A 24,627-nucleotide genomic window follows, 5' to 3' on the forward strand; every position below is an offset into this window, starting at 1 on the left:
TCCCGCCACAGAGGGTTCAAAACGCTTTTTGTACGCCCTCGCAAGCGCTATGTATGTTCGTCAGAAACGCGGGCATGTGGTTTACATCAGCCAGCGCCCCCTCAATTTGACGAATAAATATTTGCCGATCGTTCCACGCCATATTGCGCAGCATTTCGATGATTACCCGTTCCAACGTTTCGACCTGTGCCGCCAGATCTTGCGACTCTTCTTCTTTTTGCGCGAGCTTAAGTAACAACTCAGTGACGAGGTTTTTCATTTGCCTATTCCCTTAACAAAATATGGGCCACGTTATCATTAAGGCTCACAACTGCCTAGAGGATGAAAGTTGTATTTTTATAAGGAATAAAAAGATTTGCGAAAACAATCACAACACAAAATAAGGGTAAATGCGTCTGGATGCAGAATGATTCAATATAAAAAGGTAAGAAAATTAATAATCACACAAATATATAATACGCAATTATGGATTAACAACGCTGACAAGCAGCGTTGTTAATCAGGAACTCAACGAACCCCGCGCCGACGTCGTAACGCGATAGCCAGTTGCCAGATATTGATAAGCACAATGCTTGCTGTAGCAATGAACACCCAACGGAATCCCGCCATTGCCGAAACCGTCGCCCCCATTAATGGCCCGGCGACATTGCCGAGATACATAAATGACTGGTTATAGCCAAAGATGCGCCCGGTTATCTGGTCGCTGGAGTATTTCACCAGCAGCGTCTGCACCGCCGGCAACATCGCGCCGTCGGCAAAGCCGAGCAGAAAACGCAAAATTCCCAGTTGCAACGGCGTGGTAACCCACGACATGGCGAAAAACAGCACCACCGCGAAGATTAAGGTCGCCATTAAAATCCGCTCGGTCCCAATACGGTCGCCTAATTTACCGAGTCGGGGGGCTGAAATCAGCGCCGAGATGCCCGGAACCGACGCAATCAGTCCGCTGAGAAAGGCAATATTCGAACTGTCTGGGACCATCGATTTAATAAACAGCGCCAGAATTGGCCCAATTGAGCCGTTACACAGTTGGATCACCATCGTCGTAAAAAACAGGCTGATCACCAGCGCCGGATAAGGCAGCGAGGCAAACACGGCCTTTCCGCTCAGACGCTCGCTTTTTTTGATTGTCGGACGCACGCCCTCTTTGATTAAGAACAGCGTGACCAGGAAGCTCACGACCAGCAAGGCTGCGGTAATACAGAATACAGCCCGTAAGCCAACGTGGTCAGCAATAAATCCCCCCATCAGCGGCCCGCCAATGACGCCGCTAATTTGCGCCGTTGAGAGCGTACTCAGCGCCCAGCCGCTGCGCTCGCGTGGAACCTGTGACGCAACCAGCGCCATCGCATTAGGAATATAGCCGGAGGTTAACCCCATCACCCCGCGCAGCAGAAAAAGCTGCCAGACGTTAGTGGCAAATGCCTGGAGCAAAATCGCAATGGCCATACCCAGTGAGGCCCGCAGCAGCATCAGCTTGCGTCCTTTGCGGTCGGCTAGACTGCCCCACATCGGAGAAACAATGGCTGAAATCAGGAAGGTGACGCTGAACGTTAATCCGGACCACATTGATAGCGCTTCATGCGAGGTCACGCCCAGTTGGGAGATATAGAGTGGTAAAAAAGGCAAGATTTGGCTAATCGCCAGTCCGGTAAAAAAGCACCCGAACCAAACGGAAATAAGGTTAACTCTCCAGGATTCCATAAGGACTCATAACGATAAGTAGCTGAAAACTGCGAGCAGCTTAACAAATTACTTAGCCGAATAAGGGTCCACAGGTGCGATAAATCACAGTTTAGGATTTTATCTTCCCGCTCATCATATTTGTGATACAGCTCACATCAAACCCATAATATAAACAGGGGATTGTGCTTCACGTACGAGCCGCATGTTTGTTCTGTTCTATTCCCCTGTCGTCCGCCAAAACAATCTGCCAGAAGCCGAGGAAACCTGCGTTTTGTCGTGGTAATGTATGTGCTTTGCATTCATGGAATGGGTTTTTAAGATGGCAAAGTTGCGGGTAGGAATCGTATTTGGTGGTAAATCAGCGGAACATGAAGTGTCATTGCAATCGGCAAAAAATATTGTCGATGCCATCGACAAGACTCGCTTTGACGTTGTGCTGTTAGGTATTGATAAACAAGGGCAATGGCACGTCAGCGATGCCAGTAGCTATCTGCTCAATTCAGACGATCCGGCGCATATTGCGCTGCGGCCTTCTGAAACCAGCCTGGCGCAGGTACCCGGTAAACAAGAGCACCAGTTGATCGATGCACAAAACGGTCAACCACTGCCGACGGTCGATGTTATTTTCCCAATCGTACACGGTACTTTGGGTGAAGATGGCTCTCTGCAGGGCATGCTGCGCGTGGCGAACCTGCCGTTTGTCGGTTCTGATGTGCTGGGTTCTGCTGCCTGTATGGATAAAGACGTGACCAAACGTCTGCTGCGTGATGCCGGGTTAAACATCGCGCCATTTATTACGCTCACTCGCGCGAATCGCAACAGCATCAGCTTTGCCGAAGTAGAATCCCGCCTGGGTCTGCCGCTGTTTGTAAAACCGGCCAACCAGGGATCGTCCGTTGGCGTCAGTAAAGTAACCAGCGAAGCCCAATACGATCAGGCCGTCGCGCTGGCATTTGAATTCGATCATAAAGTCGTTGTGGAGCAAGGGATCAAAGGCCGCGAGATCGAATGTGCGGTACTGGGCAACGATCATCCGCAGGCCAGTACCTGTGGTGAGATCGTGCTGAACAGCGATTTTTACGCTTACGACACTAAATACATTGACGATAACGGTGCCAAAGTTGTCGTTCCGGCAGCAATTGCGCCAGAGATTAACGATAAGATCCGCGAAATCGCCATTCAGGCATACCAGACTCTGGGCTGTGCCGGCATGGCGCGCGTGGACGTCTTCTTAACTGCTGAAAACGACGTTGTGATCAATGAGATCAACACGCTGCCTGGCTTTACCAACATCAGTATGTATCCGAAACTGTGGCAGGCGAGCGGTTTAGGCTATACCGATTTGATCACTCGCCTGATCGAACTGGCACTGGAACGCCATGCTGCAGATAGCGCGCTGAAAACCAGTATGTAAACCCGTCAGGATGCCTGATAGAGCTATTGGGCATCCTTTGCTTCATCATCTTCAACGCGGCGACGGATGATTAATCCGGCCAGCCAAAAGCTAATCACCCAGGTCACCAGCCCCACCGCATAGGTTTGCCATCCCTGCGCTTCAAAACCTAATAACCCCACCACGCCATTCAGAATAAAGATAAGCCCAATAGCGAAAGCATAGTAGTGCCAGTCTCGGCGGATTTTTACAGGCAGGTTCATAACAGCTCCGGTGAAAATACAACACAGGGAGGCATCCTCGCACATTTCCCCGAGGGCGTCTGTGGTCTGTGCGGAATTTCTTAAATGTAACTCAGTTTCACTTAAGGTTACATAATTGTGACCATCAACAAAAAACCGAAATCCAGGAATAATCTCTACCTGAAATTACCATCATTCTGATATTGACATTGCCGATCACCTGTCAGACTCACTCTCAGTTCCAGGCATTACGTCAAAAAAAGCAGGTTATTTCCGGAGGTCTTTATGGCTGATTTTACGCTCTCAAAATCCCTGTTTAAGGGCAAGCATCGGGATCCCTCCTCCCTGCCCGGCAACATTGCGTATGCCGTATTTGTGCTGTTTTGCTTCTGGGCGGGTGCACAGATTTTAAATCTGTTGGCCCACGCGCCCGGCATCTATGAAGAACTGATGCAGCTGCAAATGCAAGAGACAGGACGCCCGCGGGTCGAAATCGGTTTAGGCGTCGGTACTCTCTTTGGACTGATCCCCTTCCTGGTAGGAAGCCTGATTCTTGGTGCCATCGCGGCGATCATGCACTGGCGTCACCGTCATCATAAAGATGACTGACTCATACACTTCGCCCGACGATCGTCCACGCGTTTAGCAAACCATGCGGTAGTCAGATTACGCGTGATCTTCGGGCTTTCCAGTTGAATGCCCGGCAGCATTTCTCGAGGAAGCGCTTTCCCGGTCTTCGCTTCCGCCAGCTTGTAGACCTTCTCGTACAGTGCGGTCTCTTCAAAGGCCTGGCTGTCACCTTTTTGCAGTTGACGGCGGATCTCACTCTCGCTCATCCCTAGCTTCCCGGCCAGTTTACGTACCGCCAGCTCCGTTTTGCCCGGCTCACTGCTGCCATAGAGAATCAAATCCCCGTCCATCGCCAGCTTCACTCCACTGGCTTTACTGACCGCATTCTGGAAAGCTGCATTGCGGCTCGCATACCATCCGGCATTAAAATCGGCGAAGCGGAAGATTGGCGCACTGTAATTCGCCGGGTAGTTGAGCAGATGATACGTACCGAACCACAACCCACCACGGCGGCTAAACACTTCCTGACGTACCGTCCCCGCCATTTTCCACGGATACCCGCTGGTGTGCTGCTCAGCAAACGCGATACTGACCTGCATTGGACCACCGGTATGTACCGGATTAAGCGATCCAAACAATGTCTGCCCCATCGGCACCATGTTGATGAAATCATCAAAGATAGCGCTAAGCTGTTTTTCCGTCTTCACCGTATCCAGACGCTCGCTGTAGCTTTTCCCCGTTGGCGAGTTAATCTTTAGCGCGGTATGCACGACAAACAGCGGGATATGCATGCGTTCTGCGCGACGATCAATCTCTTTCCAGGCTATTTTGCTTAAACCAGGAACAGCCGGATCGGCCTGGAAGTTTGACTCCTGCTGCGCTACCGCCAGCACCGAACAGATGTTTTCAACCGTCGGTGCCAGCTTCTGGCTTTCAAAGGTCTTTGCCAAATCCTGCGCCCACGCGTCCCGGTCTTTCACGCTGGCGGGCATTTTCTGGCGCACCACGCTCGCCACATCGACGGCTTTCTCCCCCTTTTTTAGCGGCTGCGCGGGTTGGCTACTACATCCCACCAGCACCAGTGCTGCCAGACCAGACAAGGGGTAAAGACGGGAAACCGTCGACATAACATCTCCTTATTATTAACTCAGCGTATGGGTAACTTCCTGAATATCCTGACCATCAAGCTCTCGTTCAAAGCTGCGCAGACGCTTATAAATAGACATCAGTTCCACTAACGTTGTCCAGGAGTTAATCAGATACTGGAACGAGCCGCGCACCTGGCCAAACACGTTGGTGATTTGCGTCATCAAACCGAGCGTAATCGTACCGGCAACAATTGACGGAAACAGCAGGAACAAACCGAAAACGTTATCAACCTGCAGGTAAAGAATACGGGCGATATTGAAGTACATATAGTGAAAATAGAGGCGGAAGTAGTTTTGCCGTACCGCATGGAACAGTTCACGCACCGTCGGTGGCGTCGCACGGTTGCCATCATCTTCGCCATACACCAATTCTTTACGATAGGCCGCTTCCACGCGCTGGTTTTTAAACTCCAGCCCGGGAAGTTTTATCCCGACCACGGCCAGTAAACCGGTTCCCATCAGCGACCAGACAATCGCGGCAATCACCAGGCCATAAGGCACATGTCCAACAATCGGCAGGTCAGGAACATGGGCAGAGAGCGTAACCAGTACAGGCAGGAAGGCAATCAGCGTCATAATCGCGTTGATAAAGCTGACGCCCATATCTTCCAGCGTAGAAGCAAAACGCATGGTGTCTTCCTGCACACGCTGCGCTGCGCCTTCGATGTGACGCAAATGCTGCCAGTGCGCCATATAGTGTTCGTTCATCGCGGTACGCCAGCGGAACACATAGTGGCTGACGAAGAAGTTGTTCATCACGCCAATGACTACGGCTATCAGCGCAATACCGAGAAAAATGCCCACTTCATGATAGAACTGCTCAATCTTCACCTTGTGTGGTGCGCTGAGCGCAGTTTGAATCAGGTCATAAAATGGCGCATACCAGGCGTTGACGGCGACGCCAACTTCAACCAGAAACCAGGTCACAAAAATAATCAGCGATGTGCCCAGAATAGACCAGTACTGCCAGCGGTGTGGGCTGTAGAGAAACCAGAACAGCGCGAACACCCCGACACAAAGAATGTAGTACGCATAAAAAATCAGGTAATCCAACGACCAGAAACGCGCTGCGCTAATAGGTACGTCTCCCGACGCGCCGGTAATATGTGCAACCCAGGCTCCCCCACCTGCTTGCCAGAATACAACGGCGACGAGTGCCCAAATAAATGCCGAAATAAAGAACGGCCCCGGCTTTGGGAAAAAAGACTTAAACATAGTGCTCTCCTGCTAACTTCTTATCGTTATGACGACTGCTGTGCATTTGCCACCGTAGAGTGCGGAGGCCAGACGGCTTACGCCCAAAAACACAAGCTGAAACCGACAATTGTGACCAAAACCGAGGCACTTAGTTCGCACCTCGGTTATGAAGAATTGTTTCTGTGGTTTTCACACTCGACAACGTTCCAGTATGTGCAGATTATCACAGCGTGAGATCACAAAAGCGAACATCCGCAATCCAGGAAACTCCTGTGTTTACTCATCGTTACGTTTTTCCCACTATCATTGGTTGATAAGCGCTTTGCAATACGCCGATGAGTAGTATAAATACGCATACGCACGACATCCTTTTTCACTTTCTCTAACTCATGGACACCACCGTTGAAACGTAGTCTGCTTTTTTCTGCCGCGCTGTGTGCGGCGTCATTGACATCTGTCCAGGCGGCACAGCCTATAACCGATCCGGTCTTCGCCTCTGATATCGTTGATCGTTATGCCGACCATATATTTTACGGCAGTGGTGCTACGGGGATGGCGCTCGTGGTGATTGATGGTAATCAGCGTGTATTTCGCAGTTTTGGTGAAACACGCCCCGGCAATAATGTTCACCCGCAACTGGATTCCGTAATCCGCATTGCCTCAATTACCAAATTAATGACCAGCGAAATGCTGGTGAAATTACTCGATCAAGGCACGGTCAAACTCAACGATCCATTGAGTAAATATGCACCACCTGGCGCACGCGTACCCACTTATCAAGGAACACCAATTACGCTGGTGAATCTGGCGACACATACCAGCGCACTACCGCGCGAACAGCCAGGCGGGGCAGCCAAACGGCCGGTGTTTGTCTGGCCAACCCGCGAGCAGCGCTGGAGCTATCTCTCAACGGCTACGCTTAAAGCCGCGCCAGGATCGCAGGCTTCTTATTCCAACCTGGCGTTTGATCTGCTGGCCGATGCGCTGGGTACCGCGTCAGGTAAGCCTTATCCGCAGCTGTTTGAAGAAAAAATCACCCGCCCGCTGGGGATGAAAGACACCACCTTTACGCCGTCCCCCGATCAGTGTCGACGCCTGATGGTCGCGGAAAAAGGTGCCAGCCCTTGTAACAATACTCTGGCAGCGATGGGTAGCGGCGGCGTTTATTCAACGCCTGGCGATATGATGCGCTGGATGCAGCAGTATCTCTCTTCTGACTTTTATCATCGTAGCCAGCAGGCCGACCGGATGCAGACGCTGATTTACCAGCGTACACAATTAACTAAAGTGGTGGGAATGGACGTTCCAGGCAGAGCCGATGCGCTTGGTTTGGGCTGGGTCTACATGGCGCCGAAGAATGGCAGACCGGGAATTATTCAAAAAACCGGTGGCGGCGGTGGCTTCATTACCTATATGGCGATGATCCCACAGCAAAACGTTGGGGCATTTGTCGTAGTGACGCGCTCTCCGCTGACCCGTTTTACCAATATGAGCGACGGTATCAACGAACTGGTTGCAGAATTGAGCGGGTACAAGCCACAGGTCATTCCTGCATCCTGATTCAATACTCAAAAGGCAAACGGTTAATGCACACCAGTTTGCCTTTATTCATTTCAATGTAACCGCCTTTGCGCAATGCCGCGAGAACCTCAGCGACAACCGAGCGTGAAATTCGTGTGCGTTGGTGAATATAGTTCATAACGCCAATGCGTGAACGAAGGGCTTCATCCCATTTCGTCATAGAGATCAATGTCGCGCGGATCTGATCGTAGGAGTTGTTGCCGATCAACTGCAGATCGCGTAATTCAAGCATGGAGTTTTGCCATGCCAACCAACAAAAAGCTTCACGCCAAAGCTGGCACTCTTCAATTATATTAATTGTTTGCGAGGCAGGTAGATGGTATCCCGTACAATCGCTTTCTGTGATTAATCTGTATTGTATATCTGTTTTTATCACACCATCTGAAAGCCCCATAATAAACGGTGCCTGCGCAATACCGACCAGCACATTCTCCCCTCGCCTCAGGGAAATTACACCATTTAAAATGATAAAGGTATCGTCACTGTTTATATCACTAGAATAAATTATTTCTTTATCGTTATCACACTCAAAGTGTTTGCCATATTTTGACAAACATTTATCAAGCTTACCAAATTCCACAAGCGGTTTATTTGCAGACAACATTTGGGCATTCCTTGCAATAAATGCCCGTCAAATCCGTGACGGGCATTTTTCTGAGTTAGATTATCTTTTCTTTAACAACAAGAGATGTCTTACCAGGTATATTTAACACCAACATTTGCAGACCAGTCTTGATCAACATCGCCACCACCGAGGTAGTTAGCATCGGTGTACGCGCTGAAGTTTTTGGTAAAGCTGAACTGAGTACCCAGTCCAACACGCACCGCAGAACCTTCTACACCGTTGTCGATAGAGTCGCCGTTTACGTCAGAATCGTTATTAGAGTCGTCGTAAACGTAGGCCAGTTTGAAGTACGGGGTCAGCGCCTGGTCGTCGCTGTAGGCGAAGGTATAACCTGCATCTACACCGAGTTCATAGCGCATGCTGTCATAAGACTGACCATCAACTTTCATGTCGTTGCTCAGCTTATAATCATCACCAGACTGGAACAGACCGGATACGCTGCCGTATGGCGTTACGTAACCTGCGTCACCCAGCTTCAGGTCATAACCCAGTTTCAGGCCAAAGCCCCAGGCGTCAGATGAGGTGCTACCATCAACATACTGACCGTTGCTCATGTTAGCAGTCAAATCGTTGTTGAAGTGAGAGTAGCTTAAGTTACCGTCAACAAAGATGTTGTTGGCAAAGTGAGCAGAAGAGTAGATGTAGGCAGTCTGGCTATCCTGATCCACCTGACCGGTACGGTCGCTCATATCACCTTTCGCGAAGCCTGCTGCAGCACCGACAATCCACTTAGCGTTGTTACCATCAATTTTGGAATCAACACCGACCATGATGCCGTTAACATCCTGATCGTAGTTAATGGTGCCATTATCTGCATCGAAGCTACCACCGAAGTAGCTAACCCATGCACCACCGTTATCAACCAGACCATGACGCGCGTTAGTCAGACGAGTACCAACGGTATCTTGTTCCAGGTTCCAGATATTGGTGTTAGCAGACGGAATGCTCAGCGCCATGTTCGCGTAGTCTGTCAGTTCCATCTGCTGCAGAACAACGGTGTTACCCTGCTGCTGTGCCTGATAGGTGTAAGCACCCAGGTCAGCTTTGTTGGCTGCAGAGAAGGTCGCGGTGCTGTTCGCGTCGTTAACGTAGACCAGCTCGTTACCTTTGTAATCCGCAACAGAACCTGCGCCAGTAGCGTTGTCGATGCGGACTTTGTAGTTACCGGTTGCCGCCGCTACATGGTCACCATAGTTATCAACTTCAGACTGATCGCCTGAGGTGTCGGAATCGCCGTTACCGTTGATAGTCAGATGACCATCAGAGTTCATCGCGATCACGCCATAACCGTAGTTAGACTGAGATTCATCGTTAGTGCGATCGTTGGTCAAGTCAGCATCCAGCACATAGTTGTTGCTGTTGATGTCGAAAACACCCGCGTTAACATGGTTATAAGCGTCGGTGTAGCTGGTCAGATTCAGGGTATCAACCTGCAGCGCATTACCGGTACTGTTACCCACATCCAGAACACCGTTGTTGGTGACGTTAATGGTGTTTGCATACAGCGCAGCACTACCTACACTCCAGCCAGCAGATACGTCGTCAGCAATCGTTACAGTACTGTTGTCGATAGACAGAGTATCTGTTGCAACATGACCATCTTCGTTGATGTTCAGTGCAGAACCACCGGTCAGGCCAATAGTGTCGGAGATCAGGATAGAATCACCCACGTTGACAACCGAACCGCTGTTGATGCTCAGGGTATCAATCAGGGAAGTTTTGGTGGTATCCCACTGTGAAGCACCGTTCAGCGTGACGTTGAACAGGCCGCTCTGGTAGACAGCGTTGCCAACTACATGACCATTTTCGTCATAAGAAGTTGTGTCGCTATCGATTCCGTAGGTTGAATCCGGCCACAGGCTGTTAGCGGTGATGTCGATCAGAGTAGCGGTGGCTTCAGTGCCTGCAGCGTAGCTGTCATACACGCCGTCTGGAGTTGTTGCATCCAGAATACCGTCACCATCTGTATCAACTGTTTTTTCGAAAACACCATCGCCATTAGCATCTGTACCAAGATCAACCTGGTGCACAGACATTGCCGCACCGACCCACTTACTGCCATTGTTCAGGGTCAGATCCAGACGGTCAGTACCGTCCCAACCATTGGTATCCAGGTCAGCATCGGTATCACGATAAGTGTCAGCACCGTTCGGGAAGAAGTTCTCATCGAAGTTGCTGGAGAACAGCACGTCACCCATCAGCGTGGAATTATCAAACGTGGCAGTGGTCTGCATCGCGTTATCCGCATCCGGATGTGCAATAACCGCTAATGCAATATCGTCAGCGTTCCAGCCATTACCGTTGTAGTCGCTTGCATTGCTGGTGTTACCAAACCAGCCGGTGGTACCTTCGTCAGACCATGAGCCAGAGGTCACGGTAGAATCGCTGACAGCGATAGTGTTGTTAAATACTTCACTGCTGTTTACGCCAGTGCTGACGGTATTATCGTCAATATCTGCCCACTCGTAACCCTGAGTCAGGGTAATGCCAGCGACGTGAGAGTTGGCGGAGATAGACAGATCAACTTCTTGATCCAGCGTGATAGCCGTACCCAGGTTATAAACGTCGACAACGTGCGTGTCAGCTGCGTCATTATACGTACCGTTGTAGGTATAATGTTCGTAGTTGTCATCGATAGTTGAGTTGATGACGTTCATCGCCAGGCGATCGTAGTAATAGTCAGTACCCGTACGGTTAGTACAATCCGTGGTCATACATTCGGATGTCACCATACCGTGAATGGTGCTGTTTTTAATGGTCAGGCTGTTGTTATTGGTGTTAGTAGACAGCCCATCATCCAGATAATAAGTAGAAATAACGCCGTTGACAGTGGCGTTATTGATTACCGGATAAATATCACCGTTATAAATACTATCGGTATCGTAATTGTTCCAACCGACATATCCATCATAATAGACGTCATCCGCATAAGATGCGTCATTATAATGAGCAAACGTTGTGTAGGTGGTCCCAGAGATATCAGTTGAAGCATTCGCCTGAGAAGTGATTGCCAAAGTGCAGGCTAATGCTAATTGTGATACTACAAGCTTCTTTTTCCAAGTGTGCATTTGTCATCCCTCCTCAGGGACGTAATATAGTTGATCCATCAATTATCAATGCAAAGAAAACATTTTATGTTTCGCGGGAAGGATTATGCGGTTTCACAAAGGAAAGGTTCAATTATTCTTTGGCTTAAGTCCGATTACGGACAATAGATATGCAAATTATTCGAAACAGCAAACAAACGTAAAAATCATTTCTATTTTAGACAGTTACATGCAAAGACACTGGCAAAACAATATATTAAATTTATGATTAACTTAAAAATAAAACGTCAGCAAATAAATACCGTTAAACCCCGCCACTTAATTAAAAATTAAATTAAACTAAATTCACCATAAAACTAATCATTATTTAAAATAGTCATAATTGCAAAAATAGAGATAATACATAATACCAAGCATTGGTAACATCACCATAACCTCGGCATAACGCCAACTTTCGTAAACCCCTCGCCCTCAGGTTCGGGTATACTACGGCCTTCGATTCCACAAACATCAGGCATACCATGACAGACCTAATCCAACGCCCTCGTCGCCTGCGCAAATCCCCTGCGCTGCGCGCTATGTTTGAAGAGACAACACTCAGCTTAAATGACCTGGTGTTGCCGATCTTTGTTGAAGAAGAACTCGACGATTACAAAGCTATCGACGCCATGCCCGGCGTGATGCGCATTCCAGAGAAACACCTGGCGCGCGAAATCGAACGTATTGCTAATGCAGGTATCCGCTCGGTCATGACCTTCGGGATTTCTCATCACACCGATGAGACCGGCAGCGATGCCTGGAAAGAAGACGGTCTGGTGGCGCGCATGTCGCGTATCTGTAAGCAGACCGTACCAGAAATGATCGTCATGTCCGACACCTGTTTCTGTGAATACACCTCGCACGGCCACTGCGGCGTATTATGCGAACACGGCGTTGATAACGACTTAACCCTTGCTAATCTCGGCAAACAGGCAGTCGTTGCCGCAGCAGCGGGCGCAGATTTCATCGCCCCTTCCGCCGCAATGGACGGCCAGGTACAGGCTATTCGCCAGGCGCTGGACGCCGCGGGCTTCACCGATACTGCGATCATGTCCTACTCCACCAAGTTTGCCTCTTCTTTCTACGGCCCGTTCCGTGAAGCCGCAGGCACCGCGCTGAAAGGCGATCGTAAAACCTATCAAATGAACCCGATGAACCGTCGGGAAGCGATCCGCGAATCGCTGCTGGATGAAGCCCAGGGAGCAGACTGCCTGATGGTGAAACCGGCAGGCGCCTACCTCGATATTCTGCGCGATATCCGCGAGCGCACCGAGCTGCCGATTGGCGCTTATCAGGTCAGCGGTGAATACGCGATGATCAAATTCGCGGCGATGGCGGGTGCTATAGATGAAGAGAAAGTGGTGCTGGAAAGCTTAGGCTCGATCAAACGCGCTGGCGCGGATCTGATCTTCAGCTACTTCGCACTGGATCTGGCTGAGAAAAAAATCCTGCGCTAATCACATTGTTGCCGGATGGCGGTTTCGCTTTATCCGGCCTACAGATCGTAGGCCCGGTAAGTCAATCGCCGCCGGCAATCATCCCGCCCGATAAAACGGCTTGTCTCCCAAAATTGTCGCCCGGTGCATAATGCGCCTCTGTGGCAGATAATCCGCATTCGCATAATGCTGCGTCACGCGATTATCCCAAATCGCCACATCGTTGGGCTGCCAACGCCAGCGCACCTGAAACTCCGGTTTAGTGATATGCGCGAATAAAAAACTCAGTAACGCCTCGCTCTCTTTTTCCGTGACATCGACAATTCGCGTGGTAAATCCTTCATTCACGAATAGCGCCTGCTTCCCGCTCACCGGATGCGTACGCACCACCGGATGCAACAGGGGCGGATGCTTCGCCACCGCTTCCAGCCAGCGCTGATGCTCCTCTGGCGTCTTGCGGTATTTATATTCCTGAAATGATTTACGAAAATCATGTTCTGCCCGCAGGCCGCTCAGCAACTGGCGAAACGGCTCAGACAAGGCATCATAAGCGGCAATCCCACTGGTCCACAGGGTGTCTCCCCCGGTCGATGGCAGCTCTTTTGCAGCCAGAATCGCCCCGGCAGGCGGCGTGTCAATAAAGGTGACATCGGTGTGCCAGTTGTCGTTATCCGGCGGATTGTCGTTATGAGTATCCAGTACGATAATTTCCTCTACCCCTTCGGAATGTGGATAGACCGGATGAATATGCAGATCGCCGAAACGCAGCGCCAGCGCCCGCTGCTGTTGCGGCGTAATCACCTGCTCACGCAGAAACACCACCTGGTGACGCAGTACCGCGTGATAAAGCTGTTCAAACTGATTATCGCTCAGCGGACGCGTTAAATCCGCACCAGTGATTTGTGCGCCAATATACGGCCCCAGCGGGGTAATGCTCAAACGTTCACTCATTGTACTTCTCCATGCCAGGGCGTCAGGCGACGCTGAATCGCGCGCAGACCCAGTTCTAAAATAAATGCGATAACGGCAATGACCGCGATCCCTGCCAGCACCACATCCGTTGCCAGAAACTCACCGGCTGACTGCACCATAAATCCTAACCCTCGCGTGGCCGCGATCAGTTCAGCCGCCACCAGCGTCGACCAACCCACGCCAAGCCCAATGCGTAACCCGGTGAGGATCTCCGGTAATGCCCCCGGCAAAATAACAAACCACAGCACCTGCGCACGGCTGGCCCCCAGCGACTGTGCGGCGCGCACTCTCACCTGCTGCGCACTTTTCACCCCCGCCAGCGCCGACATCGCCACAGGGGCGAAAATCGCCAGATAGATCAGCAGGATCTTGGAGGTTTCACCGATGCCAAACCAAATGACCATCAGCGGTAAATAGGCCAGGGGAGGAACCGGACGATACAGTTCAATGATCGGATCGAGAATGCCGCGCATCGTAGGACTCAGCCCCATCGCGATCCCAACCGGAACGCCCAGCAGCACCGCCGCCAGCAGCGCGATAACAATACGCGTCAGACTCGCCGCCAGATGCTGCCACAGCGTGGCATCCATAAACCCTTGCAGCCCGGCAATGACGAGCAGCTTTTGTAAAACCTGTCCCGGTGGCGGCAAAAACAACGGACTGATTAACTGCAGCGCCGCCACCGTCCACCACACCGCCAGAATGACGGCCAGCGTACCGAGGCTTAAGGTAATCTGTCGCGAAAACGGCCAACGCCAGTTCAGCACCCGCTGGCGACGGGGTTTATCATTAATCACCACGCTCATGAGAATGCCTCCCGTTGTTCAAAGACACGACCTAACACGTACTCGCGCATGGCGATAAACTGCGGATCGGACTTAATGCTGCGGCTCGACTCTCCAGCCACAAAGCGACGGGCGAAATTGAGCGGCAGACGTTCCAGTACCCGGCCAGGGCCTGGGGACAGCAATACCAGTTCTGTCGCCATAAACACTGCTTCTTCAATATCGTGGGTAATCAGCAGCACCTGTTTGCCGGTCTCATGCCACAGCTTCAGCAGCAGGGTTTGCATCTGCTCGCGAGTAAAGGCGTCGAGCGCGCCAAAAGGTTCATCCAGCAGCAACAGCTGCGGATTGGCCGCCAGCGCCCGCGCAATGCCGACGCGCTGACGTTGCCCACCGGAAAGTTGCCAGATAAAGCGTTTTCCCGCGCCCTCCAGCCCGACTTTCTGCAACATATCCAGGGCAATACGCTGGCGCAGCTGCTTGTCCACGCCCGCCAGTTGCAGACCAAAAGCCACGTTGTCCTGCACGTTACGCCAGGGCAGCAGACCTTCATTCTGGAAAACGACCCCGCGATCTGCCCCCGGACCGTCAACACTGTTACCCGCCAGCGTGATGCTGCCATGCTGATACGGCACAAATCCGGCAATCAGATTTAACAGCGTGGTTTTCCCGCAACCGGAAGGCCCGAGTACCACCAGCAGTTCACCACTATCGAGCGTCAGGTTGATATCCTCCAGCGCCGGTTTTCCACCGTAGCTGGCGGCAAGATGAGAGATTTGCAGCATCATCGCCTCCTTATTTATTGCACGAAGCGATCGGTAACGTACTGGCTGTAATCTGTCGCGACAGCGGGGACTTTGCCCTGCTCTTTAAGGAACTGCGCGGTGTCGATAATCGCTTTGTTCACCGGGCCGGTTAGCTCAGCGGTTTGCTGTTGCGGTGTCAGGTAAGTGTTACCTTTCACCAGCCCCGGTACATCCGCCTCCGGTACGCCGCTCAAACGCGACAGTTTGCTGATATTCTCCGGCTGCTTCAGCCATTCATCAGGATTAGCGATATAAGGCTGCTGGGCATCGATAGCGCTTTTGGCAAAGGCTTTCACCACCTCAGGATGCTTCTCGGCAAAATCTTTGCGCACCACCCACACGTCAAGCGTCGGTGCTCCCCACTCGCCAACCTGTGAGGAGTCCGTTAACACCTTACCGTCTTTTTCCAGCGCGTTGACCGCAGGCGCCCAGACATACGCACCATCAATATCTCCGCGCTGCCATGCAGCAATAATCGCCGGTGGCTGCAGGTTCACGATCTCCACCTGGCCGGGTTTAATCCCCCAGTGTTTCAACGCCGCCAGCAGGCTGTAATGGGTGGTGGAAATAAACGGCACGGCAATGCGTTTGCCAATCAAATCTTCCGGTTTACTGATGTTTTTCTTCACCACCAGCGCTTCAGAATTGCCGAGCTTTGATGCCAGTAGGAAAACCTCAATAGGCACCTGCTGGCTGGCAGCGACCGCCAGCGGGCTGGAGCCAAGATTACCGATCTGCACATCACCGGATGCCAGCGCACGAACGATGCTCGCGCCGCTGTCGAATTTGCGCCAGTCAACGGTCGCCCCGCTCTCTTTGGCAAAGGTATTGTCCGTCTGCGCCACTTTGGCAGGTTCGGCGGAGGTCTGATAAGCAACGGTGAGGTTCACCGCCTGCGCCTGAAATGCGATGAATGCCAGTGCGGCAAGAAGTGCGTTACGCGATGAAATAGCCATGATTGTCTGCTCCCCTGTCTTGTTATGGAGGCAGTATTTCGTTGCGGCACAATTTGATAAAGGAATTAAAAATTCTGGTTAATAGCGATCTGTTTTTAGAAAAAAAGCGGCAATAGTTAGCTATTTCACTCATTACAGAACGTAGGCCGGATAAGGCGCTTGCGCCGCCATCCGGCAATCAATGCCTGATGCGCTTATCAGGCCTACACTCGCTGTAAATTATTGCGATTTTGTTACATTCGTTACATATCCGCGCCACGGTGATTGCCAGCGCGGTGCTGGCAGGCATCATAGGGGCCATTGTCAGGCAAGAGAGCAATATCATGATTCATGTTGTGCTGGTGGATGACCATGTGGTGGTGCGTTCCGGCTTTGCGCAATTACTCAGTCTTGAAGACGATCTTAACGTTACCGGTCAGTACAGCAGCGCAGCGGAGGCCTGGTCTGCACTTCTGCATGATGACGTCAGCGTCGCGGTAATGGATATCGCCATGCCGGATGAAAATGGTCTGAGCCTGTTAAAACGACTGCGGGCGCTAAAGCCCGGTTTTCGCGCCATCATTCTCAGCATTTATGACTCGCCCACGTTTGTGCAAAGCGCGCTGGACGCTGGTGCCAGCGGTTACCTGACCAAACGCTGCGGCCCGGAAGAGCTGGTGCAGGCAGTACGCTCGGTAGGTATGGGCGGCCATTACCTGTGCGCCGATGCGCTGCGTGCGCTACGCGGCGGCGAACAGCCCGCGCAGGTCCTGGAAGTACTGACCCCACGCGAGCGCGAAGTGTTTGATCTGCTGGTCAAAGGCGACAGCGTGAAAGAGATCGCCTTCAAGCTCGACCTCAGCCACAAGACGGTGCACGTTCATCGGGCGAACGTGCTGGGCAAACTGCAATGCCATAGCACCATCGATCTGGTGCATTTTGCGCTCGACCACCAGCTATTGACGGGGCATTAATGTCGCGTAACCTTCGGCATTGGGTTATTTCTCTGTTTATTCTGCTGGCCTGGGGATCGGGCTGGCTGATGCTGTGGACGCTGGGGTTTTACCTGACCCACAACGGCCAGCAGGCGGCGCTATTTCTGCCGCACGGCGTCTATCTCGCGCTGTTAATTCTGCTTTCTCGCCGTTACTGGCCCGCACTGGTGCTGCCCCCCCTGCTAATGTTGTTCTGGCTGCACAGCGAGCAATTACTGAATGGCTATATCCTGCTGGCTGCGCCGTTAATTAGCCTGATTCCGGCGAGCATCGGCCAGTCATACTGGCACCGCTTTCCCCTTTACTGGCAACGCTTAACGCTGCTGCTGGCCGCCGTAACGCTCACCTCATTGCTCAATACCGCCCTGCTTTCACCGTTTATCCAGAGCCCGGCAACGTTGATTGGCCAGGCGTCGTTTACCGGCGGCGTGTTGCTGACGCCGTTTGTCTATCTGATCTATGAATTTCTGCGCCAACAGCACCGCTATCATCTGCTCGGGCTGGATACCACCAATCCCCCACTGCGCACCTCGCTTATCATCTGGTGTAGCCTGTTTTTTATTATTGGCATCGGTACTCAGATGGTGCTGTCGCCGGAGATCGAGCGCCTGTTGCTGATCGTGGTGTTCTTACCGAACGTGGTGATGGCGTGGAAATTTGGCTGGCAGGGCGGCGTGTTGTCTGGATTGCTCGGCAGTATGATGATCACCATCGCCCGGCAAATCGGCGTCGGGTTCAGTAACTTACTGGAGCTGGAGATTTTCCTCGCCACCCAGGCGCTGCTCGGCATCGGGCTGGGGATCGCCATCAGCCGCCAGCAGCATCTGGCGCAAAATTTGCACCATTATCGCCAGCGTCTGGAAACCGAACTGGCGGCGCGTCGCGCGCTGACCGAACAGCTGATCCGCACCGAAGAAAACACGCGCAAAAGCCTGGCGCGGGAACTGCACGACGAAATTGGTCAGAACATCACCGCCATTCAAATTCAGTCGCAACTGGTCAAACGCGCGCCAGGCCCTGAGCAAACGCTCGAAGCAGCAAATCAGATCAACAACCTGGCCCGGCGTATTCACCATTCGACCCGCCAGCTACTTCGTCAGCTGCGCCCACCCGCGCTCGATGAACTGTCTTTTAAAGATGCACTACATCATCTGGTGAATGAATTTGCTTTTGCTGAGCGGGGTATTCGCTGCCGCTTTGATTATCAGCTAGAGAATACGCCAGAAAACGAAACGGTGCGCTTCACGCTGTATCGCCTGTTGCAGGAGTTACTCAATAACGTATGCAAACATGCCGATGCCAGCGATGTGTCGATTACGCTGCGCCAGCGGGAACATTGCTTGTTTCTGGACGTCGCTGACAACGGCGTTGGTATTCTGCCAGAAAAAATCCCCGGTTTCGGTATCCAGGGGATGCGTGAACGGGTGAGCGCCCTTGGCGGTGAACTGACGCTCGAATCAAACAACGGCACGCGGGTAATTGTTAACCTGCCCACAAATTTGCAACAAACCAGCCGCTAACCAGGAAAAAGTCTTAGTCACTGCGGACTTTCTCTCATCCCCTTTTGCTTTCACTTTCCTATAGTCAGCACAAACGGAGACTGCCATGCATACACGCTCAGCCAGCGAAACAGACCAACAATACCGGGCGCTACGCCCCCGGCTGCTGATGTGTATGGTAATTGGTTACGCCGCGTTTTATCTGACGCGCAAAAGCGTTAACTACGTCCTCCCGGCGCTGCAAACGGATCTGGGTCTGGATAAAGGCGATATCGGCCTGCTTGGGTCACTGTTTTATCTGACCTATGGTTTGTCGAAATTTACCGCTGGGCTGTGGCACGACAGCCACGGACAGCGCGCATTTATGGGAATTGGCCTGTTTGCTACCGGCGTTTTAAACGTGCTGTTCGCCTTTGGGGAATCGCTGACGCTGCTGCTGGTGGTCTGGACGCTGAACGGATTTTTTCAGGGGTGGGGCTGGCCGCCCTGTGCCCGACTACTGACCCACTGGTACTCGCGCAACGAACGTGGCTTCTGGTGGGGCTGCTGGAATATGTCGATCAATATCGGTGGCGCCATTATCCCGCTGATTAGCGCTTTTGCCGCCCATTGGTGGGGCTGGCAGGCAGCCATGCTGGCACCGGGGATAATCAGCATGGCATTGGGAATCTGGCTCACCCTGCAATTGAAAGGCACGCCCCAGGAAGAAGGATTACCCACGGTTGGGGAATGGCGGCATGACCCGCTGGAGCTACGCCAGGAGCAGCAAAGCCCGCCGATGGGGCTGTGGCAAATGTTGCGCACCACCATGCTGAAAAACCCGATGATCTGGTTGCTCGGCGTGTCGTATGTATTGGTCTACTTGATCCGCATTGCGCTCAACGACTGGGGCAATATCTGGCTGACGGAAAGCCACGGCGTGAATCTGCTCAGCGCCAATGCCACGGTGATGCTGTTTGAAGTTGGCGGCTTGCTGGGGGCGCTGTTTGCCGGATGGGGATCGGATCTGCTGTTCAGCGGTCAACGTGCGCCGATGATTTTGCTGTTCACGCTGGGGCTGATGGTTTCCGTCGCCGCACTGTGGCTGGCACCAGTGCACCACTACGCGTTACTGGCAGTGTGTTTCTTTACCGTGGGCTTTTTTGTGTTTGGCCCACAGATGCTAATTGGCCTCGCAGCCGTTGAATGCGGACACAAAGCGGCGGCAGGTTCAATTACCGGTTTTCTCGGGCTTTTCGCCTATCTGGGGGCCGCGCTGGCGGGTTGGCCGCTGTCGTTGGTCATAGAACATTACGGCTGGTCGGGAATGTTCAGTTTGCTCTCGGTTGCCGCTGTCTTTATGGGTTTATTGCTGATGCCGTTGCTCATTGCGGGCATTACCCCTTCTCTCAGTCAAAGGATAAAACAATGAAACTGACGCTTACCTCTACCCTGATTGCTTCCGCTCTGACGCTGGCTGCCTTCAGCAACGCAGCCCAGGCGCAGGGCCGCCTGGTGGTGTATTGCAGCGCCACCAACGAGATGTGCGAAACCGAAACCAAAGCCTTCGGTGAAAAATATGATGTGAAAACCTCATTCATTCGCAACGGCTCGGGCAGTACGCTGGCGAAAGTGGATGCAGAGAAGAAAAACCCGCAGGCGGATGTGTGGTACGGCGGTACGCTGGATCCACAATCTCAGGCCGGTGAAATGGGTCTGCTACAGCCGTATAAATCACCAAACCTCGAACAGATCATGGAGAAATTCCGCGATCCCGCAAAGGTCAAAGGTAACCTCTCTTCGGCGGTTTACGTCGGTATTCTGGGCTTTGGCGTTAATACCCAGCGCCTGAAAGAGAAAAACCTGCCGGTGCCAAAATGCTGGAAGGATCTGACCAAACCGGAATACAAGGGCGAAATCCAGATTGCTGACCCGCAAAGCTCCGGTACCGCCTACACCGCGCTGGCGACCTTTGCTCAACTGTGGGGCGAAGATCAGGCCTTTGATTACCTGAAACAGCTCAACGCCAACGTCTCTCAATACACCAAATCCGGCATTGCCCCGGCGCGTAACGCTGCCCGCGGTGAAACGGCTATCGGCATCGGCTTCCTGCACGACTACTCGCTGGAAAAAGAACAGGGCGCACCGCTGGAACTGATTTCTCCATGCGAAGGCACCGGTTATGAAATCGGCGGCGTCAGCATCCTGAAAGGTGCGCGCAACGTCGACAATGCCAAACTGTTCGTTGACTGGGTGCTGTCAAAAGACGCGCAGGAGCTGGCGTGGAAGAAAGGCAAATCCTATCAGATCCTGACCAACACCACCGCCGAGACCTCCCCTAACTCGCTGAAGCTCGACGACCTGAAGCTTATCAATTACGACATGGATAAGTACGGCTCGACTGACGTACGTAAGGCGTTGATCAATAAGTGGGTTAGCGAAGTTAAGATGGGTAAATAAACCCACGTTGCGTTCATTTGCCGGGTGCGGCGTAAACGCCTTACCCGGCCTACATTACCGGAAACGCTATGTCACACACACTTGCACTCCATCCCGTAAAAAAACGGGATGCGATATTTCTTTGGGTTTTGCTCGGCTGGCTGGCGTTTGCCCTGCTGCCGAGCTGGAGCCTGGACTACGGTCTGCTGGAGTCAACGCGGGAAGAAATACTCGCCGCCTACGGCTGGTCGCAGTTCAATATCAGTTGGCTGTGGTATCTGCTGCCAAGTCTGCTGCTGGTGCGCCCATTCCATGAAGCCAGGCGCGAACAGCGCAGCCGCCATTATCTTGACGCGGGTTGGGCATTTTTCTGTATGGCCTTTATTGTCGCCAGCGCCACCCTTGAGGGTCGCGGCTTAGGCTATGCCACCATCGTGCTGTTTGTGGCGCTTGGCGCAATCATGACCCTGGCGCTCACCCGCCTCGAATGGCTGGGCGGTGACCGTTTCGTCATCGGCTCGCTTACCGCGATTGTCGCGCTGATCGGTATTTTTATCGTCTGGCCAAGCATCGCCATTTTCATTCCGATGTTCACCAACGACGCCGGGGAATTTGCCCCGCTGGCGTTTATGAATGTGCTGTCGCAGGCACATATCATTCAGGTGATCCTCAACTCGATTATGCTGTCGATTGCCGTCGGCGTCGGCTGTACCTTCTTTGGTCTGGTACTGGCTATCTACACCACCCGTATCGCCAGACGCAGCGCCATAATCGGACGTATCTTCTCGATTTTGCCGATCGTCACTCCGCCGTTTGTCGTCGGTTTAGGCGTCACGCTGATGATGGGACGCTCCGGTTACATCACCGAGTTTATGGTCGAATGGTTTGGTTTAACCAACACCAACTGGCTGTATGGCTTTACCGGCATCTGGCTGGCGCAGGTTCTGGCCTTTACGCCGATGGCGTTTATGATCCTCGACGGAGCAATCAAAACCATTCATCCGTCGCTGGAAGAAGCATCATACACCCTGCGTGCCAGCCGCTGGCAGACCTTTAACGGCGTGTTTGTCCCGCTGCTGAAACCCGCACTGGCGAACGCTTTTTTAATCGTAGTGGTGCAGTCACTGGCCGACTTTAGTAACCCGCTGGTGCTCGGCGGTAACTTCGACGTGCTGGCAACGCAAATCTACTTCTACATCACCGGTTCGCAGCTCGACTACCAGGCCGCCAGTACGTTGGGAGCCTTCCTGCTGCTGTTCTCGCTGCTGGTATTCTGCGTGCAGTATATGTGGATTGGTAAACGCTCATACGTCACCGTTTCCGGCAAATCCTACCGGGGCGACGTACAGCCGCTGCCGGTAACGCTGGTATGGAGTGTGGTCGCGCTGCTGGCAGTGTGGATTGCCTTTAACGCCCTGCTCTACGGCAGCATTTTCTACGGTAGCTTCACCGTCAACTGGGGCGTGGACTACACCCTGACGCTGGCGAACTTTACCAAACTGTTCGGTCAGGGGATGAGCGACGGCGCGTGGCCTTCACTGCTCGACACCCTGCTCTACGCCGGGATTGCCGCGCCGATCACCGCGATCTTCGGCCTGCTGATCGCATGGATCGTGGTGCGCCAGCAGTTTAAAGGCAAGAAGACCATCGAGTTCACCACCATGCTGTGCTTTGCCGTTCCGGGCACCGTCGCGGGCGTGTCGTACATTCTGGCCTTTAACAGCGCTCCGGTGTACCTCACCGGCACCGCCGCCATCGTCATTATCTCAATGGTGATGCGTAACGTCCCGGTCGGTATCCGCGCAGGCATCGCGGGCTTAGGCCAAATCGATAAATCGCTCGATGAAGCCTCGCTCAGCCTGCGCGCCGGTTCGCTGCGGACCATTACACATATCCTGCTGCCGCTGCTGCGTCCGGCGATCCTTTCGGCACTGATTTACAGCTTTGTGCGCGCCATTACCACCGTCAGCGCCATTGTGTTCCTCGTCACGCCGGATACCCGCGTAGCGACGGCCTACATCCTGAACCGCGTTGAAGATGGCGAATACGGTGTGGCGATTGCCTACGGTTCCATTCTGATCGTGGTGATGCTGGCGATTATTTTCATCTTTGACTGGCTGATCGGCGAATCACGTACCTCCCGTTCAAAAGCCAAAAACCAGGCGTAATGGAGCGCACTATGACTCAGAAAAATTTCGTTGAACTGCGCAACGTCACTAAACGATTTGGCAGTAATACGGTAATAGACAATATCAACCTCACCATCCCGCAGGGGCAAATGGTAACCCTGCTCGGCCCGTCCGGCTGCGGCAAAACCACCATTTTGCGCCTGGTTGCCGGGCTGGAAAAACCGAGCGAAGGGCAAATTTTCATTGATGGCGAAGACGTCACCCATCGCTCTATTCAGCAGCGCGATATCTGCATGGTGTTTCAGTCCTATGCCCTGTTCCCGCATATGTCGCTGGGAGAGAACGTCGGTTATGGCCTGAAAATGCTCGGCGTACCGCGCGCAGAGCTGAAAGCCCGCGTCAAAGAGGCGCTGGCGATGGTGGATCTGGAAGGATTCGAAGACCGCTTTGTCGACCAGATCTCCGGCGGTCAGCAGCAGCGCGTGGCGCTGGCCCGCGCGCTAATCCTCAAGCCGAAAGTGCTGCTGTTTGATGAGCCGTTGAGTAACCTCGACGCCAACCTGCGTCGCAGCATGCGCGACAAGATCCGCGAGCTGCAAAAGCAGTTTGATATCACCTCGCTGTACGTCACCCACGATCAGAGCGAAGCCTTTGCGGTTTCTGATACAGTGCTGGTGATGAACAAGGGACACATCATGCAGATCGGCTCACCGCAGGATCTTTACCGCCAGCCCGCCTCCCGCTTTATGGCGAGCTTTATGGGCGATGCCAACCTGTTCCCGGCTACCTTCAGCGACAGATACGTTGATATCTACGGCTATCATCTGCCGCGTCCGCTGCACTTTGGTACGCAGGGCGAAGGGATGGTCGGTGTGCGCCCGGAAGCGATCACGCTCAGCGATCGCGGCGAGGAGAGCCAGCGCTGTGTGATCCGCCATGTCGCCTATATGGGGCCGCAGTATGAAGTGACGGTGGAGTGGCACGGGCAGGAGATTTTATTGCAGGTCAACGCTACGCGTTTACAGCCGGACGTCGGCGAGCAGTATTATCTCGAAATCCATCCGTACGGCATGTTTGTTCTGGCGGATGCGGCATAACGTTTTGTGGCTTTGTAAGCCGGATAA

21 protein-coding genes are annotated in these 24,627 nt (G+C 52.8%); 10 read left to right on the forward strand and 11 right to left on the reverse strand.

Annotated features, from left to right (window positions below; translation table 11 throughout):
• Positions 1 to 16 precede the first annotated feature (16 nt).
• Both IB222_RS17790 and IB222_RS17795 read right to left on the reverse strand, forming a co-directional pair.
• Complete coding sequence (locus IB222_RS17790; RefSeq protein WP_003830953.1) at positions 17 to 259, reverse strand: sigma-S stabilization anti-adapter protein IraP; 243 nt, start codon at positions 257 to 259, stop codon at positions 17 to 19.
• 248 nt (positions 260 to 507) lie between these two features.
• Positions 508 to 1,704 (reverse strand): multidrug efflux MFS transporter, encoded by a 1,197-nt coding sequence (locus tag IB222_RS17795; RefSeq protein ID WP_149384048.1) that lies wholly within the window; start codon positions 1,702 to 1,704, stop codon positions 508 to 510.
• Between the two features lie 301 nt (positions 1,705 to 2,005).
• Between IB222_RS17795 and ddlA the strand changes: the two genes are divergently transcribed.
• The gene (ddlA, locus tag IB222_RS17800; protein WP_032934537.1) at positions 2,006 to 3,100 is read left to right on the forward strand and encodes a D-alanine--D-alanine ligase; all 1,095 of its coding nucleotides are present in this window, start codon (positions 2,006 to 2,008) and stop codon (positions 3,098 to 3,100) included.
• 23 nt (positions 3,101 to 3,123) lie between these two features.
• On the opposite strand, the gene IB222_RS17805 is transcribed toward ddlA, so the two are convergent.
• Positions 3,124 to 3,342 (reverse strand): DUF2754 domain-containing protein, encoded by a 219-nt coding sequence (locus IB222_RS17805; protein ID WP_003830949.1) that lies wholly within the window; start codon positions 3,340 to 3,342, stop codon positions 3,124 to 3,126.
• Positions 3,343 to 3,606: 264 nt separating this feature from the next.
• Between IB222_RS17805 and IB222_RS17810 the strand changes: the two genes are divergently transcribed.
• Entirely contained in the window at positions 3,607 to 3,930 is a 324-nt protein-coding gene (locus tag IB222_RS17810; RefSeq protein WP_149384047.1) for a DUF2755 family protein, read from the forward strand.
• Here IB222_RS17810 and IB222_RS17815 read toward each other — a convergent pair.
• Together IB222_RS17815 and sbmA are read right to left on the reverse strand one after the other, a co-directional pair.
• Complete coding sequence (locus tag IB222_RS17815; RefSeq protein WP_126319069.1) at positions 3,915 to 5,018, reverse strand: DUF1615 domain-containing protein; 1,104 nt, start codon at positions 5,016 to 5,018, stop codon at positions 3,915 to 3,917. The two genes, IB222_RS17810 and IB222_RS17815, sit on opposite strands and share 16 nt — an antisense overlap.
• A 15-nt stretch (positions 5,019 to 5,033) precedes the next feature.
• Positions 5,034 to 6,254, reverse strand: coding sequence for a peptide antibiotic transporter SbmA (gene sbmA / locus IB222_RS17820; protein ID WP_003021430.1), 1,221 nt, complete (start codon positions 6,252 to 6,254; stop codon positions 5,034 to 5,036).
• Positions 6,255 to 6,638: 384 nt separating this feature from the next.
• Between sbmA and ampH the strand changes: the two genes are divergently transcribed.
• Positions 6,639 to 7,796: a D-alanyl-D-alanine-carboxypeptidase/endopeptidase AmpH gene (gene ampH, locus IB222_RS17825; RefSeq protein ID WP_003830945.1), complete on the forward strand. Its 1,158-nt coding sequence runs from the start codon at positions 6,639 to 6,641 to the stop codon at positions 7,794 to 7,796.
• Between the two features lies 1 nt (position 7,797).
• On the opposite strand, the gene iprA is transcribed toward ampH, so the two are convergent.
• Both iprA and ehaB read right to left on the reverse strand, forming a co-directional pair.
• A complete protein-coding gene (iprA, locus tag IB222_RS17830; protein ID WP_003830944.1) occupies positions 7,798 to 8,421 on the reverse strand; it encodes a hydrogen peroxide resistance inhibitor IprA in 624 nt (207 codons plus the stop codon).
• Positions 8,422 to 8,510: 89 nt separating this feature from the next.
• On the reverse strand, positions 8,511 to 11,510 hold the full coding sequence (gene ehaB / locus IB222_RS17835) for an autotransporter adhesin EhaB (protein ID WP_149384046.1): 3,000 nt from the start codon (positions 11,508 to 11,510) through the stop codon (positions 8,511 to 8,513).
• Between the two features lie 500 nt (positions 11,511 to 12,010).
• Here ehaB and hemB point away from each other — a divergent pair, with 500 nt between their 5' ends.
• A complete protein-coding gene (gene hemB, locus IB222_RS17840) occupies positions 12,011 to 12,985 on the forward strand; it encodes a porphobilinogen synthase (RefSeq protein WP_003830941.1) in 975 nt (324 codons plus the stop codon).
• A gap of 78 nt (positions 12,986 to 13,063) precedes the next feature.
• Here the strand turns inward: hemB and tauD are convergent, their stop codons facing one another.
• The 4 genes from tauD to tauA are packed head-to-tail and all read right to left on the reverse strand — an operon-like array spanning position 13,064 to position 16,483.
• Entirely contained in the window at positions 13,064 to 13,915 is an 852-nt protein-coding gene (tauD, locus tag IB222_RS17845; RefSeq protein WP_149384045.1) for a taurine dioxygenase, read from the reverse strand.
• A complete protein-coding gene (gene tauC / locus IB222_RS17850) occupies positions 13,912 to 14,742 on the reverse strand; it encodes a taurine ABC transporter permease TauC (RefSeq protein WP_149384044.1) in 831 nt (276 codons plus the stop codon). The genes tauD and tauC overlap by 4 nt, the downstream gene beginning before the upstream one ends.
• Positions 14,739 to 15,506 (reverse strand): taurine ABC transporter ATP-binding subunit, encoded by a 768-nt coding sequence (gene tauB, locus IB222_RS17855; protein ID WP_003830938.1) that lies wholly within the window; start codon positions 15,504 to 15,506, stop codon positions 14,739 to 14,741. Before tauB ends, tauC begins: the two co-directional genes overlap by 4 nt.
• A gap of 14 nt (positions 15,507 to 15,520) precedes the next feature.
• Positions 15,521 to 16,483 carry a taurine ABC transporter substrate-binding protein gene (gene tauA, locus IB222_RS17860; RefSeq protein WP_149384043.1) on the reverse strand — a complete coding sequence of 321 codons (963 nt, stop codon included), beginning with the start codon at positions 16,481 to 16,483 and terminating at the stop codon, positions 15,521 to 15,523.
• Between the two features lie 323 nt (positions 16,484 to 16,806).
• Between tauA and IB222_RS17865 the strand changes: the two genes are divergently transcribed.
• The 6 genes from IB222_RS17865 (at position 16,807) to fbpC (ending at position 24,600) form a co-directional block, all read left to right on the forward strand.
• Complete coding sequence (locus IB222_RS17865) at positions 16,807 to 17,436, forward strand: response regulator transcription factor (RefSeq protein WP_149384183.1); 630 nt, start codon at positions 16,807 to 16,809, stop codon at positions 17,434 to 17,436.
• The gene (locus IB222_RS17870) at positions 17,436 to 18,977 is read left to right on the forward strand and encodes an MASE1 domain-containing protein (RefSeq protein ID WP_149384042.1); all 1,542 of its coding nucleotides are present in this window, start codon (positions 17,436 to 17,438) and stop codon (positions 18,975 to 18,977) included. The genes IB222_RS17865 and IB222_RS17870 overlap by 1 nt, the downstream gene beginning before the upstream one ends.
• Positions 18,978 to 19,062: 85 nt before the next feature.
• Positions 19,063 to 20,367 (forward strand): MFS transporter family glucose-6-phosphate receptor UhpC, encoded by a 1,305-nt coding sequence (gene uhpC / locus IB222_RS17875; protein WP_003830933.1) that lies wholly within the window; start codon positions 19,063 to 19,065, stop codon positions 20,365 to 20,367.
• A complete protein-coding gene (locus IB222_RS17880) occupies positions 20,364 to 21,395 on the forward strand; it encodes an ABC transporter substrate-binding protein (RefSeq protein WP_003830932.1) in 1,032 nt (343 codons plus the stop codon). The genes uhpC and IB222_RS17880 overlap by 4 nt, the downstream gene beginning before the upstream one ends.
• 68 nt (positions 21,396 to 21,463) lie before the next feature.
• The gene (locus tag IB222_RS17885) at positions 21,464 to 23,542 is read left to right on the forward strand and encodes an iron ABC transporter permease (RefSeq protein WP_008783887.1); all 2,079 of its coding nucleotides are present in this window, start codon (positions 21,464 to 21,466) and stop codon (positions 23,540 to 23,542) included.
• Between the two features lie 11 nt (positions 23,543 to 23,553).
• Positions 23,554 to 24,600, forward strand: a complete 1,047-nt coding sequence (gene fbpC, locus IB222_RS17890) for a ferric ABC transporter ATP-binding protein (protein WP_003830930.1) — start codon at positions 23,554 to 23,556, stop codon at positions 24,598 to 24,600.
• The last annotated feature ends 27 nt before the right edge of the window (positions 24,601 to 24,627 follow it).

It is taken from the genome of Citrobacter sp. C13, assembly GCF_014596815.2.
In the GTDB taxonomy this organism is placed as follows: Bacteria; Pseudomonadota; Gammaproteobacteria; order Enterobacterales; family Enterobacteriaceae; genus Citrobacter; species Citrobacter portucalensis.

Coding starts and splice junctions, on each gene's coding strand:
- ddlA (WP_032934537.1), top strand. CDS start 2,006: ATGGCAAAGTTGCGGGTAGGAATCGTATTTGGTGGTAAATCAGCGGAA.
- tauA (WP_149384043.1), bottom strand. CDS start 16,483: ATGGCTATTTCATCGCGTAACGCACTTCTTGCCGCACTGGCATTCATC.
- IB222_RS17790 (WP_003830953.1), bottom strand. CDS start 259: ATGAAAAACCTCGTCACTGAGTTGTTACTTAAGCTCGCGCAAAAAGAA.
- IB222_RS17805 (WP_003830949.1), bottom strand. CDS start 3,342: ATGAACCTGCCTGTAAAAATCCGCCGAGACTGGCACTACTATGCTTTC.
- tauB (WP_003830938.1), bottom strand. CDS start 15,506: ATGCTGCAAATCTCTCATCTTGCCGCCAGCTACGGTGGAAAACCGGCG.
- IB222_RS17880 (WP_003830932.1), top strand. CDS start 20,364: ATGAAACTGACGCTTACCTCTACCCTGATTGCTTCCGCTCTGACGCTG.
- iprA (WP_003830944.1), bottom strand. CDS start 8,421: ATGTTGTCTGCAAATAAACCGCTTGTGGAATTTGGTAAGCTTGATAAA.
- uhpC (WP_003830933.1), top strand. CDS start 19,063: ATGCATACACGCTCAGCCAGCGAAACAGACCAACAATACCGGGCGCTA.
- tauD (WP_149384045.1), bottom strand. CDS start 13,915: ATGAGTGAACGTTTGAGCATTACCCCGCTGGGGCCGTATATTGGCGCA.
- tauC (WP_149384044.1), bottom strand. CDS start 14,742: ATGAGCGTGGTGATTAATGATAAACCCCGTCGCCAGCGGGTGCTGAAC.
- IB222_RS17885 (WP_008783887.1), top strand. CDS start 21,464: ATGTCACACACACTTGCACTCCATCCCGTAAAAAAACGGGATGCGATA.
- IB222_RS17795 (WP_149384048.1), bottom strand. CDS start 1,704: ATGGAATCCTGGAGAGTTAACCTTATTTCCGTTTGGTTCGGGTGCTTT.
- IB222_RS17865 (WP_149384183.1), top strand. CDS start 16,807: ATGATTCATGTTGTGCTGGTGGATGACCATGTGGTGGTGCGTTCCGGC.
- ehaB (WP_149384046.1), bottom strand. CDS start 11,510: ATGCACACTTGGAAAAAGAAGCTTGTAGTATCACAATTAGCATTAGCC.
- hemB (WP_003830941.1), top strand. CDS start 12,011: ATGACAGACCTAATCCAACGCCCTCGTCGCCTGCGCAAATCCCCTGCG.
- fbpC (WP_003830930.1), top strand. CDS start 23,554: ATGACTCAGAAAAATTTCGTTGAACTGCGCAACGTCACTAAACGATTT.
- sbmA (WP_003021430.1), bottom strand. CDS start 6,254: ATGTTTAAGTCTTTTTTCCCAAAGCCGGGGCCGTTCTTTATTTCGGCA.
- IB222_RS17870 (WP_149384042.1), top strand. CDS start 17,436: ATGTCGCGTAACCTTCGGCATTGGGTTATTTCTCTGTTTATTCTGCTG.
- IB222_RS17815 (WP_126319069.1), bottom strand. CDS start 5,018: ATGTCGACGGTTTCCCGTCTTTACCCCTTGTCTGGTCTGGCAGCACTG.
- IB222_RS17810 (WP_149384047.1), top strand. CDS start 3,607: ATGGCTGATTTTACGCTCTCAAAATCCCTGTTTAAGGGCAAGCATCGG.